Annotated in this window: 11 protein-coding genes; 7 read left to right on the top strand and 4 right to left on the bottom strand. The window is 48.8% G+C overall.

Translation table 11 applies throughout. From position 1 onward, the window contains the following. The first annotated feature begins 53 nt into the window (after window positions 1-53). Complete coding sequence (locus RBT11_04065) at window positions 54-680, top strand: DUF3786 domain-containing protein (GenBank protein MDX9785924.1); 627 nt, start codon at window positions 54-56, stop codon at window positions 678-680. Window positions 681-728: 48 nt separating this feature from the next. Here RBT11_04065 and RBT11_04060 read toward each other — a convergent pair whose 3' ends face one another. Continuing rightward, on the bottom strand, window positions 729-2,045 hold the full coding sequence (locus RBT11_04060; protein ID MDX9785923.1) for an HD domain-containing protein: 1,317 nt from the start codon (window positions 2,043-2,045) through the stop codon (window positions 729-731). Window positions 2,046-2,281: 236 nt separating this feature from the next. On the opposite strand from RBT11_04060, the gene RBT11_04055 reads away from it, so the two are divergent. Further along, window positions 2,282-6,463 carry a PEP/pyruvate-binding domain-containing protein gene (locus RBT11_04055; protein ID MDX9785922.1) on the top strand — a complete coding sequence of 1,394 codons (4,182 nt, stop codon included), beginning with the start codon at window positions 2,282-2,284 and terminating at the stop codon, window positions 6,461-6,463. Window positions 6,464-6,556: 93 nt separating this feature from the next. Next, entirely contained in the window at window positions 6,557-7,819 is a 1,263-nt protein-coding gene (locus tag RBT11_04050; GenBank protein MDX9785921.1) for a glyceraldehyde 3-phosphate dehydrogenase NAD-binding domain-containing protein, read from the top strand. 88 nt (window positions 7,820-7,907) lie between these two features. Here RBT11_04050 and rsmA read toward each other — a convergent pair whose 3' ends face one another. After that, on the bottom strand, window positions 7,908-8,756 hold the full coding sequence (gene rsmA / locus RBT11_04045) for a 16S rRNA (adenine(1518)-N(6)/adenine(1519)-N(6))-dimethyltransferase RsmA (GenBank protein MDX9785920.1): 849 nt from the start codon (window positions 8,754-8,756) through the stop codon (window positions 7,908-7,910). A 21-nt stretch (window positions 8,757-8,777) separates the two neighbouring features. On the opposite strand from rsmA, the gene RBT11_04040 reads away from it, so the two are divergent. From RBT11_04040 to RBT11_04030, 3 genes are all read left to right on the top strand, one after another. Continuing rightward, window positions 8,778-9,020, top strand: a complete 243-nt coding sequence (locus tag RBT11_04040) for a hypothetical protein (protein ID MDX9785919.1) — start codon at window positions 8,778-8,780, stop codon at window positions 9,018-9,020. Window positions 9,021-9,131: 111 nt separating this feature from the next. Next, window positions 9,132-9,503: a hypothetical protein gene (locus RBT11_04035; GenBank protein MDX9785918.1), complete on the top strand. Its 372-nt coding sequence runs from the start codon at window positions 9,132-9,134 to the stop codon at window positions 9,501-9,503. Between the two features lie 168 nt (window positions 9,504-9,671). Beyond that, window positions 9,672-12,665: an insulinase family protein gene (locus RBT11_04030; GenBank protein MDX9785917.1), complete on the top strand. Its 2,994-nt coding sequence runs from the start codon at window positions 9,672-9,674 to the stop codon at window positions 12,663-12,665. A 55-nt stretch (window positions 12,666-12,720) separates the two neighbouring features. Here the strand turns inward: RBT11_04030 and RBT11_04025 are convergent, their stop codons facing one another. Then, window positions 12,721-13,593, bottom strand: a complete 873-nt coding sequence (locus tag RBT11_04025) for a DUF2520 domain-containing protein (protein ID MDX9785916.1) — start codon at window positions 13,591-13,593, stop codon at window positions 12,721-12,723. 54 nt (window positions 13,594-13,647) lie between these two features. Further along, entirely contained in the window at window positions 13,648-14,436 is a 789-nt protein-coding gene (gene panB, locus RBT11_04020; protein ID MDX9785915.1) for a 3-methyl-2-oxobutanoate hydroxymethyltransferase, read from the bottom strand. A 321-nt stretch (window positions 14,437-14,757) separates the two neighbouring features. Here panB and hisS point away from each other — a divergent pair, with 321 nt between their 5' ends. After that, window positions 14,758-16,017 (top strand): histidine--tRNA ligase, encoded by a 1,260-nt coding sequence (hisS, locus tag RBT11_04015; GenBank protein ID MDX9785914.1) that lies wholly within the window; start codon window positions 14,758-14,760, stop codon window positions 16,015-16,017. The last annotated feature ends 18 nt before the right edge of the window (window positions 16,018-16,035 follow it).

Here is a 16,035-nt window from a genome sequence, read left to right as displayed (position 1 = left end):
CGCCCTTAGTCCGGTCAGACGGGTAACGGCATAAAATCAGGAGGAAAGTTATCATGGCGCGCGTGGATGATTATATCAATGCGAAGAAATTGGCAGTGTCTCAGCTGGCAACCTTGAACTATCAAGAGATTGCCGATCGCACGGGTTTTTTTAGGGATACTGATGATAGCTATCGTATTCAGTTTTTAAATCGGACCTATCGGGTGACACTGCCTGAATTTGACTTCAGCGACACACAAGCCCTTGACGGTTCCGGGCCGATTGAAATTCCATTGCAGGAGCAGGTGCTGATTCTTCACTATATGATGGCGCAAGCGCCTGTCACACCTTGGGGAAAATGGGTGGCATATCGTGAAATACCTGGGGCTTCTTTTTATTTCGAACCCTTTACCAAACGGGCTGTCGTTCCGCTGAAAAATATTTTCGGTAATAATTTGGTCGGATTTAAAACTGCTGCCGAAAAATTATGTGGAAAACCCATTTCGGAAGGCGATGCCGGTTTTGAATTCTTGGTTTTTCCCAAAATTCCGATCCGTCTGATCCTCTGGGAAGGAGATGAGGAGTTTGCGGCCGAAGGCACTATCCTCTTCGATGAATCAATCGGGCAACTGTTGTCTGCCGAAGACGTCGCATGGCTTGCCGGCATGCTCGTGTATCGGCTCGCTGCGTTAAGCAAGTAGGCATCGCCTCGCCCCTGACTCAACCGAAACGGTTTGAAAATCGGCTCGTTAATTTAAAACCATCTGTTTCATATGCTCCGGCAATAAGGCATATGCCTCGATAGGCGAAAGGAGTGGCGTGTCCATATCGATGCTCAGGCCAACATCTTTGAGTTTTTCATTTTCCATATCAACGGGTGCCGGGACTCCTGTCAGCGGCACCTTGTTGACGCCCGTAAAGGGGATCACCAGCGGCCCTTCACTGTCAAGGACATACGCCAACTGATGGTTTGTCAGCCGAACGACACTGCCGGCCGGATAGATACCGATCGCTTTCACAAAGGAATGTAAAATATATCTTAGTGTTTGGTCCTTTGTGGCATATTTTCTGACAATATTGGTTACCACGCTGACCGGGTTATAGGCTTCCTTATAACAGCGTTTGGACGTCATGGCATCGTACATATCAGCGAGCTTGCATATCTTTACATATGCCGGTAATTTTTCGGGGAAATCCATATCGGGATAGCAATTTAGCTCGCCTTTTTGTATGGCGCTGTGATGATATTTGACGATGGCCTGTATTTCAGGCGCCTTGATGCCATTTAGCTCTAATAAAAACTGCCCTTTTTCATAGGAGTGGGTTTTTATCACAGCAAATTCTTCGGGCGTCAGTTGGCGGGTTTTATTCAGCACATGATCCGGAATGAGCACCTTGCCCACATCATGAAGAAAATATCCGATGGAGATCTGAAACATTTTATTGCGGGCTATCGTCGTGATATCCGTTTCAAATTGGGCCGTGAATTTTTTTAAAATGGCGGTACCGATGGTACAGACATTGATGGCGTGATGATAGAGATAATCGTCATATGAAAAGATATCTTTGGTTAAATAGAAAAAGGCATTATTATTATCCGAAATGAAATCAACGAGGTCGGTAACGGTATGCTCTACGGTTTCATAATCGAATTTACCGCCGGTTCTGCGAATATCGGAAATAACCTTTTTGATGTTTTCTTTTGCTTTTAAATATCTTCGGGACGCCTCATTTTTCAACTCGGTGATATTTTTAACCCGCTTTTCCACTTCCCCGGAATTTGAGAGCTCCGCAAATTGCGCGGTCGGCTTAATCGCGGGCTTGATTTCTATCGGATTGCCGTTTTGGTCCCACAACCCGCCCATTTCGCGAGGATCGAAAAGCAGGTCGGTAATTCCGCTCCTCTTTATCAATAGCAGCGGTTTTGGGGTATTCACCAGAGCGTCCTTATCGAGAAGCAGCACACCGGATTTTGAATAAATGTCAATTCCCGTTTTGACCCGGCCGCCTTTTTCCACGATTTGGATCAAAGCGTCGATCGTTAATTTAATTTTCTCATTCGCCATGAATCGCAGCCATATTAAAGTGTTATTGGGCAATCACGTAAAAGCGAAATTTAACATACTTGGCGCTATATTGCTACTCCAAAAGCGCTTCCATCTGACGGCTATTTCCTTGAAAATAGTGATAGTTTCTGATAATTATTCAAAATAATCCGTTCAAACAGAATCGAATGACCACCTTCATTCGTCAATCGGTTTGACCAGCAAACGAGCATTAACCGGGGAAAAGGAGACAGCAGTTGCAGATTCAATCCAAAGCGCTTGAGGTAAACATTGCCGATTATCACATCGATGTCGATATCGACCCGAAATATGAAGTGATGCAACTGGTTATGTCGCGCTATTACGGTCTGATGGAAGGCCTCAACACCTTTTTAAAAGAACTTTCACACCCGTATAAAAACTGGCAATTCATTGTGAAAGAGTCCAGAGGATATGCGCTCGATTATTTTCATCTGCTCACCGCTCACCCCCGCGGACCGGAAGTTGCTGAATTATTTTTTGAAATCTTTCTTGCCGCCATCAAGTCCGGCAATAACGCCAAAGTGCAAACGGACGCAGTGGATAATCTACTGCTGTACGTGCAAAAAATAATTAAAGATGCGAAGGGAGATATCGGGCGGTTTCTCCCCGCGCTGAACACCTGTTTCAGGAAAATCGCCGCGCTGAATGTTCCTTTATTCAACCTGTTCATCAAAAGTTATTACCAAATTAAACGTCTGGCAGCGTTGTATCGGCAAAAAGCCGCCGATTCCAAGGTGGAATTCGATGCCATCGGCCTATTGTTGGCCAAATACTATAAAAACACCTACGCCTACTGGTTGAGTGAGGTCGATCCGCACGGCTGGTTTATCAAAGCGATCGGGAAAAACGAGTCCGCGGTTCATTTGTCGGAACTTTTCAAGGAAATTTCGCATCGGAGAATCGAAGCGGCGCGCGATGATCTTGAGAATTATATTCAATCGGCGAGGAGAAAAGACGGAACGCTTATCGATCAACTGATCACGCTTCCCGGATTTCAGGAAATCGTTGAGGTGTATCGGGAAGTCCCGCAAAAATTGCTCGAGCTGGGAAGGGATGAGCGGACGGGATATCGCTGGAAAATCATTTTTCTCTTCCACATGATGTCCATATCCGGCTTGTCCTTGGTGCATGAAGAGGCTCTCAGGGAAATAAACCGCACGCTAAGCTGGCTGATCGGACACGAATCCCACCGGCAAATCAAACGATTAATTGATAAGACGTTTGCCATTCTGAAAACAGGCACTCAAGAATTTCCTGCTACCGTTCTGAACTGTGCGTTGACCATGGGCAAGGGGGTCTACCAAACCGATGAAAGCGATCTGATCAACCTTTACATCGACTCCATGATTGATCTGGGGTTTCAGGCGCCGAAGATTCGCGGTGTTGGAAATGACTGGCAGATCAAAGCGAATATCGCTCATATTTTAAATATCAGAACCTGGCTAGAGTTAATACAGCTGAACCCCAAATGGTCGCCGAAGCTATTGTCCTATCTGACGATTCACTTATCCGTGTGCGGTGTTTTTATCAAGGACACGGATCTGTTCCCCCGAGACATCACCCGGTTGTTAAATAGCCCTATCGAACCTGTTTACAATTTGGTGAAACAATTGGCCCGTTTGTTTCCCGTGTTTTTCAACGATATCGGCGCGGAAGGAAAGCTTCGGGATATTTCGACCGAAATTGATGAAATCACCCGCCGCAAGGATGTACTGGTCCATTTTCTGCGAAAACAGAGCCATGTCGAGAGCAGCAATCAGATACTGGATTTCATGCGTGCAACGCTTGTTTTTTGGACAACGTGCGACAAGTCGATCCTGAAACCCTTCTTGCCGCCTTATATCTATGCGCAAGTTGCCGCCGACGGTGAATTTGTAGACGGAATTCACAACACCATGTCGTTACTATTAAAGCAAGGGCTTCAGTTGCCGGATGCGCTTCTGGAATTGTCCGACGAGCGGTTGAATCAGTTGCTTGCGGATGTTCGGGACGTATCGAATATTGATATTCGACGCGTTCAGTTGGCGGCAAAGCTCTATAAGCTGCTTTACCAAAAATATCGGCTCGACTTTACGGAAATGGATCACTACCTTTCCCAGCTTAGACCCGGCGCGTTTCCGAATCTGGACGCCCTTGAAACGGCATTGGCGGAAACAGACTCCAAGCGAAAGCTTTCGGGGCTGATCTCTTTTCTCGAGGAGATTAAAACGCTCATTTTAAGCAGCAACCGATATGAGGCACGGGAAAATATTTATAAAAAAAGGCATTTCACCGTCGATATTCCCTCCATGTACGGTTCCTACAACGAACTGAAGTTTGATGGGTTGGGGCTGACGTTTCGGCTTGAGTCGCTGGTCAATGCGTTGTTCGATATCTGCATTTCCAAAATCGATCTGACCCTGATCACCAAGGCGACTTTTTTCCAGATATATGATCTGTTAATATTATTCGGCCGTGCGCTAAAACTCGATGGCATTTCATCAGTTGAATTTGAACGCCAGCTCGATTTTCTCTCCTTGTCTTTGGAAATGCGGGGGTTCACGTTCACGCAATATCTCGATATTATCAAAGGGTTTGCTCAGGCGGTTAAAAACATCATCAACGACTGTTTTAATAATATTCATGAGGAGAATCTGAATCGAATTTTTACCCGAATTGAAAAGGATCAGATTTTACCGAAGTATCTTCCACGGGATGAAATGGGGGAAGATGAGAAACTGGTCCATCGCATCTCGGAAATTTTTCTTCGGGATCAGATTGCACTCTCGTTGGGCCTTCAACAGCTGGACTATTTTTTAAACCGGATTTTGCACACCCTTTTCCATCAGGCCGATAAATTGCACAAAGCCAAACTGCAGCAATTGCTCAATTACGACCCCAAGCGTGCCATAACGACCATCTATGATACCAATAAGCGGCTTTTTCGTGTAATTTATCTGGGTGCTAAGGGGTATCATCTGGCCCAGCTAACGCAATTCGGGTTACCGGTTCCCCCCGGTTTTATTATTACAACCGAGGTGTTTCGCTCCCGGGAAATTATTGAAACCTATCCGCCGGCCCAACAGAACTTTCGCGATCAGTTGGCAGACCACATGAAATTGCTGGAAAAAACTGCCGTGAAAGTTTTTGGTGATCCGAAAAACCCGTTGCTTGTGTCGGTACGAAGCGGCTCTCCGATTTCTCAACCGGGTATGATGGATACCTTTCTGGATGTGGGGTTAAATGAGGAAATTGCTCATGGCATCGCAACATATACGGGAAATACCTGGTTCGCCTGGGATAATTATCGCCGGTTTGTGCAGTGTTACGGCATGTCGTTCGGTTTATCACGGAATCATTTCGATGCGATTATGGCCGATTTCAAGAAACGCATCGGCGTGGCGTATAAGCGGGGTCTTCCGGGCGATCAGATGAAAAACATGGCGCTTACCTATAAGCAGCTTGTTCAGGATCATGGGATCGCGATTCAGGAAAATCCGTTTGAGCAATTGATGGTGATCATCAAAAAGGTGCTGGATTCCTGGGAGTCGCCCAAGGCGAAAACCTATCGTCAAATTATTGAGATATCGGATGATTGGGGAACTACCGTATCGGTTCAGGCCATGGTTTTCGGTAATCGGTCCCAAACATCCGGCACCGGTGTTTTTTTTACGCACAATCCTCGCTGGTCCGGCGACACACTGAAATTGTGGGGCGATTTTACGCTGGGAAATCAGGGGGAGGATGTGGTTTCCGGGCTGGTTAAGACGCTGCCGATATCGGAGATGCAACAGGAAATTGAAAAAAGAGAAACGGACATCACGCTGGAAACCCATTATCCCGCCATTTATAACACCCTGCTCAGATGGGCCAATGAGCTGATTTACCGGCGCGGGTGGAGCCCGCAGGAAATCGAGTTCACCTTTGAAAGCAGCGACCCGAAGGATTTATACCTTCTTCAGACCCGCGATATGGCCATGCGGGAAAGAAAAAAAGTTCTGACCTTTGATTTGGCGGAATGCGGCAACGACAAGCTTCTCGGGCACGGCATTGGTGTCAGCGGGGGCGCGATGAGCGGCCGGGCCGTGTTCAGTCTGGAGGAAATCGATCATTGGCGGAATTTGGAGCCTAACACCCCGCTTGTGTTAATACGAGGGGATACGGTACCCGATGACATTCGGGAAATATTCGCTGCGGACGGGCTGTTGACGGCAAGGGGCGGATTGACCTCACACGCCGCCGTGGTGGCCCATCGAATGGGAAAAACTTGTGTCGTAGGGTGCGAGGATCTGATATGTGATGAAAATGAACGGTATTTTATTTTCCGTCAGGCAAAAGTGAACTCCGGCGATCATATTAGTATTGACGGCCGAGGTGGCTCGGTCTACCTTGGAAAAATCAAGGTAAATGAGGCATAGCGGGGGAGCGCTTATTGCCTTTATGATGTGGCGTTTTAGAGGAAAAGAATACTGGTGACGCATACTGTTGCGAGAACACCATTGGGAGGCACTATGGTACAGGTTAGTGAAAATGACAAGGTATATAAACTCGGTATCAACGGATTGGGGCGCATCGGCAAACTGACCTTATGGCACCATGTGGGACGCAAATATTTTAAGGAACTGGTCGTTAATCTCGGGCGGGAGGTTGGCGCCGGCCTAACCGATATTGCTCACTATATTGAAAGGGATTCCAGTTATGGCTCCCTCAGTGGCTATTTATATGGGTTTAAGAGCAGGCCGGTTATCTCGGAATTAAATGAAGAAAACGGGTGCATGCGCGTTGACGGCATGCCCGTGACGTTTTTAAGGCAGCATCGCAATCCGGCTGATGTTCAGTGGCGGGATAATAACGTCCGGTTAGTGGTGGACACCACAGGTCAATTTCTAGATCCCTCCCTTTCCGCGGATCATCCCAAAGGCGCTATCCGAGGTCACCTGGATTCAGGTGCCGAAAAAGTCATCGTTTCGGCTCCTTTTAAGATAGCAGACCAACGTGCGCTGATTCCCGATGATGCCGTCACCACAGTGATGGGCATCAACCACAACGATTACGACCCGAGACACCATCGCATTCTTTCCAATGCTTCCTGTACAACCACCTGCTTGGCGCATATGATCAAACCGCTGATCAACCACTTCGGCGCCAAGCGAATCTTGTCGGCTTCCATGGCCACCATTCATGCCGCCACCGGAAGTCAGGAAGTGCTGGACCGGCTGCCTAAAGCCGGCGGAATTGATCTGCGAAAAAACAGAAGTATCATGAACAATATTATTCTCACCACAACAGGGGCGGCCAAGGCATTGCGCCTGGTCATTCCGGAAATGAATGAAATCGGTTTTATCGCGGAATCGGTGCGAATTCCCACCGGAACGGGTTCTTTGATTATTCTGGTGGTCAATTTTCAGGAGGAAATGAACGGGGAATCGATTCGCAGGGAGGTCATCAATAACGTGTACCGCCGAGCCCAGGCCGATGACCCGAACAAATATCTGCATTACTCGGATCAACAGAATGTTTCCTGCGATATTATCGGTCTTCCCAAAGCCGCCGCCATTATCGAGGGACATGAGACCCATACCCGAACAGCGGAATTAACATTGGATTTAACGAAGGTGCCCGGACTTGATGAAAAAATATTGAGCACCCTGAAGGACGCGGGCGTTCACGTTCCCATGACGCAGGCCGTTATTTACGGCTGGTATGACAACGAAATGGGCAGTTATGTGAACATGCTGGGAGATCGTACGGTCACCGTCGCAGAGCATATGTGAAGTTGATTAAATCAGCGGGTTGAGCGGTTAGAAACGTAATCGGGGGAGCAAGAAGAGCGGTCATCCCGAAGGCCGATAGCCCATTGCCTCAAAACTTCAGTTTATACAGACAATCCGCCAGACGAACGAATTCCTCGACAGAGAGGGTTTCAGCCCGGCGGACCGGGTCTATGGCCGCGGTTTCCAATCCTTGAATCAGCAGGTTGGTATCCATTTTAAGGACGCTTTTTGACATTGAATTTTTTAATGTTTTGCGTCGTTTTGAAAAAGCGGCCTTGATAACGAGAAATAAAAATGCTTCATCCTGAACCGAAAAACCGGGGGCTCGCGTAAAATCGATTTCAATGATCTCTGAGTCGATTTTCGGTTTTGGATAGAAGAGGTTCGCATTGATCGTTGCCAGCGGCCTGATAGCTGCACAATACTGAAGCATAACGGATAAGCGTCCGTAATCCCGGTTTCCAGGTAAGGCAACCAACCGCTGCGCCAATTCCTTTTGAAACATCAGAAAACAGCGCGTCAGATGTTTTCTTGCCGTTATCAGCTGCACGAGCACCTGGGAGGAAATATTATAGGGAAGATTACCGAATACTACCAAAGGCCGTCCGGTGCTTAGAGCGATAGCGGGAATATCGACCTTCAGAATATCCCGGTTCAGCAATTCGACGTGATCGATTCGATTCAAGGCCAGTTCGGATTTTAATATTTCCAGCAGCTGCGTATCTTTTTCTATCGCATAAACACGACTTGAAATTTTTCCCAAAGGGATGGTGAGCGCTCCTAATCCCGCGCCGATCTCAAGAATCACAGCTTCAGGCGTTATGCCGGAACGGGCAATGATCATCTTTGCAGTGGACGGATCCGATAAAAAATTCTGACCCATTTGCTTTTTGGGGTGAAGGCCCTGAGCCTTCAAGAGGGTTCCGGGAGAGCTCATAGCGGGCCGCTGAGTAATGATATGGCAGCGCAAGTAGCAAGCCGCCGCTGTGATTCAACGCAGATTGCGATTCGAAGGGTGTTTGCATTCAAACAAATTATCGGAAATGACGGTCGAATGTTAAGATCTCCCCTTTCTGGCACTTTATTTGCGCATCTTTTTAAACAGCTTGCCCTTGCCTATCACGGAATGCTCATGATATCAATAACAGATCCAGGCATGTATGTCGACATTATGTATTTGTATAAAAATATAGAGGGTTAGTTATGACTGCTTGACATTTCTAATTTGATAACGTAATTTTTCCTAAGTAGTCATTGAGCCGTAGTGCTTTTCGGCACCGGTCTTTACCCATGCAACCCCAAGGAGGTCAGTATGCCGAAGAAAAAAGGCAAAGCGGTCAGCTTTGATGCGATGGTGAAGTTCTTCATGCAGCAGTACAATGTACCCACCAAGAAGGATTTCGAGAAGCTGATCGAACGGATGGACCGGATCGAAAAGCTAGTGAGATCCGGAATAAGCGCGCCTCGTGGACGGCGGGCAGCGAGCCCATCCGGCAGCAGAAGCGGCTCGACGGCCTCTGATCAGGTTTTGGATATCATTCGGCTGGCGAAGCAGGGCGCCGGTTTTGCGGAAATTAAAGACAATACGGGATTTGGCGATAAAAAGTTGAGAAATATTATTTTCCGGCTTAGCAAAACCGGCCGAATTCAGCGCAAAAACAGAGGCCTTTACACAGCCAACTGATCTTTTTTTTCTTCCCTTGCCCCCATCAGGGTGACAGTGCGTGTCAGTCAGGCCAATGGTGCGGTCCGCCCGGGTATCATTTTATACGGGCGGACTCTTGTTTTCAGTGATCATAAACCACATCTCCTTTTAGGGGGCGTGGCTTCTTTTTGTTTAAAGGACGGTTTCATGAATCAAATGATGGATAAAAACAACCCCGGAATAACCATCGGCGACGAAATTTCGGGCTGTGTCGTGGAGAATATCGCCGACCTGAAAGAAATCCGATCGGTGTTCTATTCGCTTCGGCATCAGGGCACCGGTGCCAAATATGTCCATATCAGCAATGATGATGAGGAAAACACGTTCAGCGTTGCATTCAAGACAGTGCCTACCGATTCGACCGGCGTTGCACATATTTTGGAGCATACGGTGCTGTGCGGATCACGTCGATTTGCCGTACGCGATCCATTTTTTTCCATGTTGAAAAGAAGTCTCAATACGTTCATGAATGCCTTTACCGCTTCAGACTGGACCATGTATCCGTTTTCCACACAAAATCGAAAAGACTTTTTCAATCTGATGGATGTTTATCTGGATGCCGCGTTTTTCCCGAATATTGATGCGTTAAGCTTCAAACAGGAGGGGCATCGGCTGGAAATCGAAACTTCCAACGGCAACGCGGAACGACTCGTGTATAAGGGCGTTGTGTATAATGAAATGAAGGGGGCCATGTCTTCTCCAGATCAGGTTTGCCAACGATCCCTTTTAAACGCACTTTATCCGGATACGACCTATCGGTTTAACTCGGGCGGTGATCCGGTGGAGATTCCCGGATTGACTCATGAACAGCTCGTAGCCTTTCATCGCCGGCATTATCATCCTTCCAATGCGTTTTTTTATACTTACGGCAATTTGCCGCTAAAGGAGAACCTTGCCTTTATCGCTGAAAAAATCCTTGATCAATTCGATCAGATTGATCCGGGGACCGAAGTGCCTTCTCAGCCCAGATGGGCGAAGGCGGGTGAGGCAACCTACTTTTACCCTTTGGGACCTCAGGAAGATCCGGTAAAAAAGCACCAGGCATGCTTGGCATGGTTGACCGCTGATATCAAGGACTCATTTGAAGTGTTGGTCTTGACTTTGCTTGAAGAAATTCTATTGGGCAACTCCGCCTCTCCGCTTCGAAAGGCACTGATAGATTCAGGGCTGGGCTCGGCGCTAAGCGATGCCACCGGATTTGATGCGGATAACCGGGACACGTTGTTTGCCTGCGGATTGAAAGACGTGGCGGCAAACGCCGACCCGGCTGTGGAAACAGTGATTCTGAATACGTTGCGGAATCTGGCGGCCAACGGCATTGATTCGGCGCTGATCGAGGGGGCCATTCATCAAATCGAATTTCGCCAAAAGGAGATCACCAATACGCCCTATCCTTTCGGTTTAAAATTGCTGATGCGGTTTTGCGGTGGATGGTTTCACGGAGGAGATCCGGTACGCCATCTTCGCCTGGATGAAGATTTTAGCAGGCTTCGGGCCGAGATGGCCTCGGGCTGCTTTTTTGAGGAGCGAATCAAGCAATATTTTCTCAACAATACCCACCGTATCCGTTTTATGCTTTCGCCGGACCAGACCATGGCCGAAAAAGAAGACCGTCGCGTTCAAGAAGAGCTGAAGCGGATTCAGGCCGGTCTGACCCCCGAGGATCTCGACCGAATAAAACGCGATGCCCTTGCGCTCGAAAAGCTTCAGGAGGCCCAGGAAGATATCTCTTGCCTGCCGACGCTCGAACGGGAGGACATTCCGGCATCCGTCAAAAGTGTTGAGGAAAGTTCGCCTTGCCAACTCATTCCCGGCAGATGCTACAAGCAGCCAACCGGCGGCATTTTTTATTTTTCCGCATTGGCAGGGGTTTCGAAGATCAACCGGGCGCTTATGCCCTGGATTCCTTTTTTTTGCTACGCTGTGACAAAGGTGGGGACAACCCAGCATGACTATATGGAAATGGCCCGAAGAATGGATTTATACACCGGCGGCATCAGTTTGGGGGTCAGTGCCAGAACGCGCTATGACGCCAGCGGAACATGCTTGCCGTTTATGTCTTTGGATGGAAAATGCCTTGAACGAAATATCGGTAAGATGACGGATATTCTGACGGAATACATCGGAGAGGTCGATTTTTCAAACACGGAAAGACTAAAGCAGTTGCTGCTGGAATACAGGGCCGCCCTGGAAACCATGGTCATTCACAACGGCCACAGACTGGCCATGTCCTTGGCAGCCAGGCGCTATTCGAGCCAAAGTGCCTTAAGCGAAATGTGGAGCGGAATCGAGCAGCTTAAATTCATCAAGATGTTTACGGACACCCTTTCGCAGGATAGCCTTATCGGCCTTACCGAAATACTCATGCAAATTGCGAAACGTCTGTTTATCGGGGAAAATGTGACCACGGTTTGGATCGGGGAAGATAAGGCATTGGTTAACGCCGGCCCTGCGGGTGAGGCCATTCGATCCTGTCTTGGCGGCGTTATCGAATTGGAAAAAGCAACGGACTCTTTTTTCGTGCCTGAGATGGATTTAGGCAAAGGCCTGCCAAAGGAAGGCTGGTACACAACATCCGCCGTGTCCTTTGTCGCCCGCATGGTTGAAACCGTTCGGCTGGGGCATCCGGATGCACCGGCGTTGTCCATTATTGCAAAGCTGATGCGCTCTTTATATCTGCACCGTGAAATTCGCGAAAAAGGTGGTGCCTATGGTGGATTTGCTCTTTATTCGCCCGAAAACGGGCTGTTCGGTTTTGCCTCCTACAGAGATCCTCACATCGTCGCTACCCTGAAGGCCTTCAGCGGGGCGTGTGAGTTTATCCGTTCCGGTAATTTTTCGGATGAAGATGTCAAAGAAGCGCTTTTACAAGTTTGCTCGGAACTCGACAGGCCCGATCCGCCCGGCCCTTCTGCCAAAAAGGCGTATATGCGCAAATTTGTACTGCTCAAGGATGAAACCCGAACCCGATATAAATCGGATCTGCTGGCACTGACACGGGAGACGGTCGTGGAAGTCGGGTGGAAGTATTTTAGGGCGGACGATGAAAATGATGCGGTGGTGGTAATTTCAGACGAAGAAAAACTCAACGCTGCAAATGAAAAACTGGGAGTGCGTTCATTGGTGCTCAACAAAATTTGAACATCCGTTTCATCGGTTTGAGTCCGCTGAAACCGATCAGACGAAATCAATGAACTCAAGGGATAAGAATTTTTGTGAGCGCTGCAGCGGGCGCATCTTTCAGGGTGCCTTTGGCCAGTGCCACCTGAATGGTATGCAGTCCCAGGGCGTTATACAGCGGAACCAGTTCCGGCACCTTTTCTTTCATATGGTGAAGATGCCGGGCAACCGTTTCCACATCCCCGCGAGCGATAGGACCGGTCAGCGCCTCGGGAATGCCTACGGAGCCGACATTATTCAGTGTGCCGTTAACTAGTGGTTGCAGTACTTTCCATGCTTCTTTTTGCGACACCCCCGCTTCACCGATAAGCCTGAACGCCAAATCAAGCACGGATACCAGATAATTGGAAGCCACGACGGCTGAGGCATGAAACAGCGTTTTGGCTTCCGTTTTGATCGGCAGGCTGCTGGCGCCCAAATCCGTCGCGATTTGAATGGCCATATTCACCGCGGGGCCATCGCCTTCAATATCGGTAATAATGCCGGAAAACGGGCTTTTATCAAACGATTTGGATGCAAAACTCTGCAACGGATGGAGAGAGCCGATATAAGCGCCGCAACGCCTGGCGGAAGAAAGAATTGTGGAGGGCAGGGCACCGCTGCTGTGCAGCACCACCGCTTTTTCCTTGAAACCGTTTTTTTCTGAAATGGTTTCGCAAACCCCCTCAATAACCCCGTCCGGAGTCGTTATGAAAACAACATCGGCCTGTCCGGTAATTTCCAGGGGAGAGTCACTGAAATGTAAGCTGTTAACCAAAGTTGCCAGGGTTTTGGCAGAGTCTATCGTCCGGCAGGCAACACCGGCCAGAGGATATCCCAACTTACATAAATATAACGCAAATGCGGTTCCGACCCTGCCGCAACCGACAATGGCAAAGGATGGTTTCATGAATTGCCCTCTTGGGTTCCCTGGTTCTTTTTTGTAGATGTTACGCTCGAAACTTCAATAGCAATGTGCTTTGCTTGGAAAAGTGCCCGCCTTAACCTCCTCGGCATAGGCCGTGACAGCTTTTTTGGCTGCCTGCCCCAGTTGGGCGTATTGTTTAACGAATTTAGGGGTGTGCCTGTCAAAGAGCCCCAAAAGATCATGAATTACCAGGACCTGGCCGTCGCAATCCGGGCCGGCGCCGATGCCGATAGTGGGAATTTTCAATGTGTTGGTTATCTTCTTGGCGATATCGGCTGGAATACCTTCCAGAACAACGGAAAAGGCGCCGGCAGCCTCCACATCCCGGGCATCCGATAAAAGCCGGTCTTCATCCCGCTGAACCTTAAAGCCGCCCATCTGGTGAACGGATTGCGGCGTCAAGCCAATATGCGCCTGCACCGGAATTCCGGCTGCTGAAATGGATTGGATCACGTCGGCCACTGCCGCACCCCCTTCCAGTTTGACGGCGGTGGCGCCGGCTTCCTTAAGAAACCGCCCGGCATTGAGAATGGCATCCCGGGTACTGGACTGATAGGACATAAACGGCATATCGCCGATCACCATGGCGCGTTGGGTGCCCCTTGAGACCATGCGCGTGTGGTAAATGACCTCATCCATCGTGACGGGCAGGGTGCTGGAATTTCCCTGTACCACCATTCCCAGTGAATCGCCTACGAGAATCATGTCCACTCCGCATTCGTCCACGATCTTTGCAAACGGGTAGTCATATGCGGTCAGCATGGTGCTTTTTTCGCCCTTTTCTTTCATTTTTAAGAGGGTTGTTACGGTAACTGAAGAAGCCATGACATTTCCTTCCTGTTGCTGAAATACTTCGGTTGGGGGTCTGAAAGAATAGCCCTGTTTTATTTCGATTATTACTTAAAGATAACGAAAGTCAAGGTTTTAAACGGCTTTCAAACAGTGACGCGGCCTACATTCCATCCTCCTTCCACGGCATCACTAATGCCGCTGCATTCACAAAGATATGGATTGCCGCGGGTTCATTATTGACTATAATAGCCCCATAAGATAGACAGAATGATTTATGTTGGTATGGTTAAAATCCGTTCGGTTGGAGGGTTTTAACGAACTGTCAGACCGACGGACGAATCGGAAAAAGAGAGCATGATACAATTAATTCGAGGATTTAAAGATGTTTTGCCCGGAGAGGTGGAACTGTGGCAGATGGTTGAAAAAACAGCCGCCGGGCTGTTTGATGGTTTTGGGTTCAAGGAGATTCGGGTTCCCCTGATGGAGCGGACCGAGCTGTTCGCCAGAAGCATCGGCGAAGGCACGGATATTGTGGAAAAGGAAATGTATACCTTTGCGGATCGAAAAGGGGAAATGATCACGCTTCGGCCCGAGGCAACCGCCTCCGTGGTTCGCGCCTACATTCAGCATAAACTGTATGCTGCGGAGCCGGTCCGGAAATTTTATACCATCGGTCCCATGTTTCGAAGGGAACGGCCGCAAAAAGGACGTTACCGGCAATTTTATCAAATCAATGCCGAGGTGTTCGGTGTGGCCGCGCCGGCCATGGACGCTCAACTTATCTATATGCTCGTCACGCTGTTAAAGGCGCTATCGGTTCCGGATATTCATGTGCATCTGAACTCGCTGGGATGCCCGGATTGCCGGCCCGGCTACAAGGCCGCGCTTGAAGCCTATGCGGAAAAGGCGATGGCAGCGCTTTGCGAAGACTGCCGCCGCAGAAAGTCGCAAAATGCATTGCGCCTTTTGGACTGCAAGGTGCCCGGGTGTCGGGACGCCATGGCGGATGCCCCGTCATTGCAGGATTATTTATGTAACGAGTGCAAATTGCATTTTTCAGAAGTAAAGGCCCATTTGCAGCAGGTGGGTATTTCCTATCTGATCGATAAACGGCTGGTGAGAGGTCTTGACTATTATACGCGTACCACATTTGAAATTCAGACCGGCGCGCTGGGCGCCCAAAACGCGGTTGCCGGCGGCGGACGATATGATGGCCTGGTGGCGGCACTCGGCGGACCGGATACCCCTGCCATTGGATTTGCCATCGGGTTTGATCGCTTAACAGAAACTACAGCGCTTCGCAACCAGGCGCTTGAGACACCGCCGGATGTGTTTATTGTCGCTTTGGGGGATGAATGCCGGCAACGGGCATTTTTGTGGTCTTGTGAGCTGAGCCGGTCCGGTATTCGAACGGAAATGGATTTTTCGGGGCGCAGCCTAAAGGCCTTGATGAAACGGGCCAATCGCCTTCAATCAAGATATGTCCTTATTTTCGGTGAATCCGAGCTTGAAAACAAAATGGTCCTATTGAGGGATATGTCGAATTCAGAACAATTTGAAATCCGGATGGATGGGATTGTAGCGGAAGTTTCGAGAAAATTACAACGCGATTAAATGATAAAAGGAGTAATT

Source organism: Desulfobacterales bacterium (assembly GCA_034003325.1).
In the GTDB taxonomy this organism is placed as follows: domain Bacteria; phylum Desulfobacterota; class Desulfobacteria; order Desulfobacterales; family JAFDDL01; genus JAVEYW01.
Note: the sequence above shows the minus strand (reverse complement) of the source record. Positions and strands in the feature narration are given on the sequence as shown.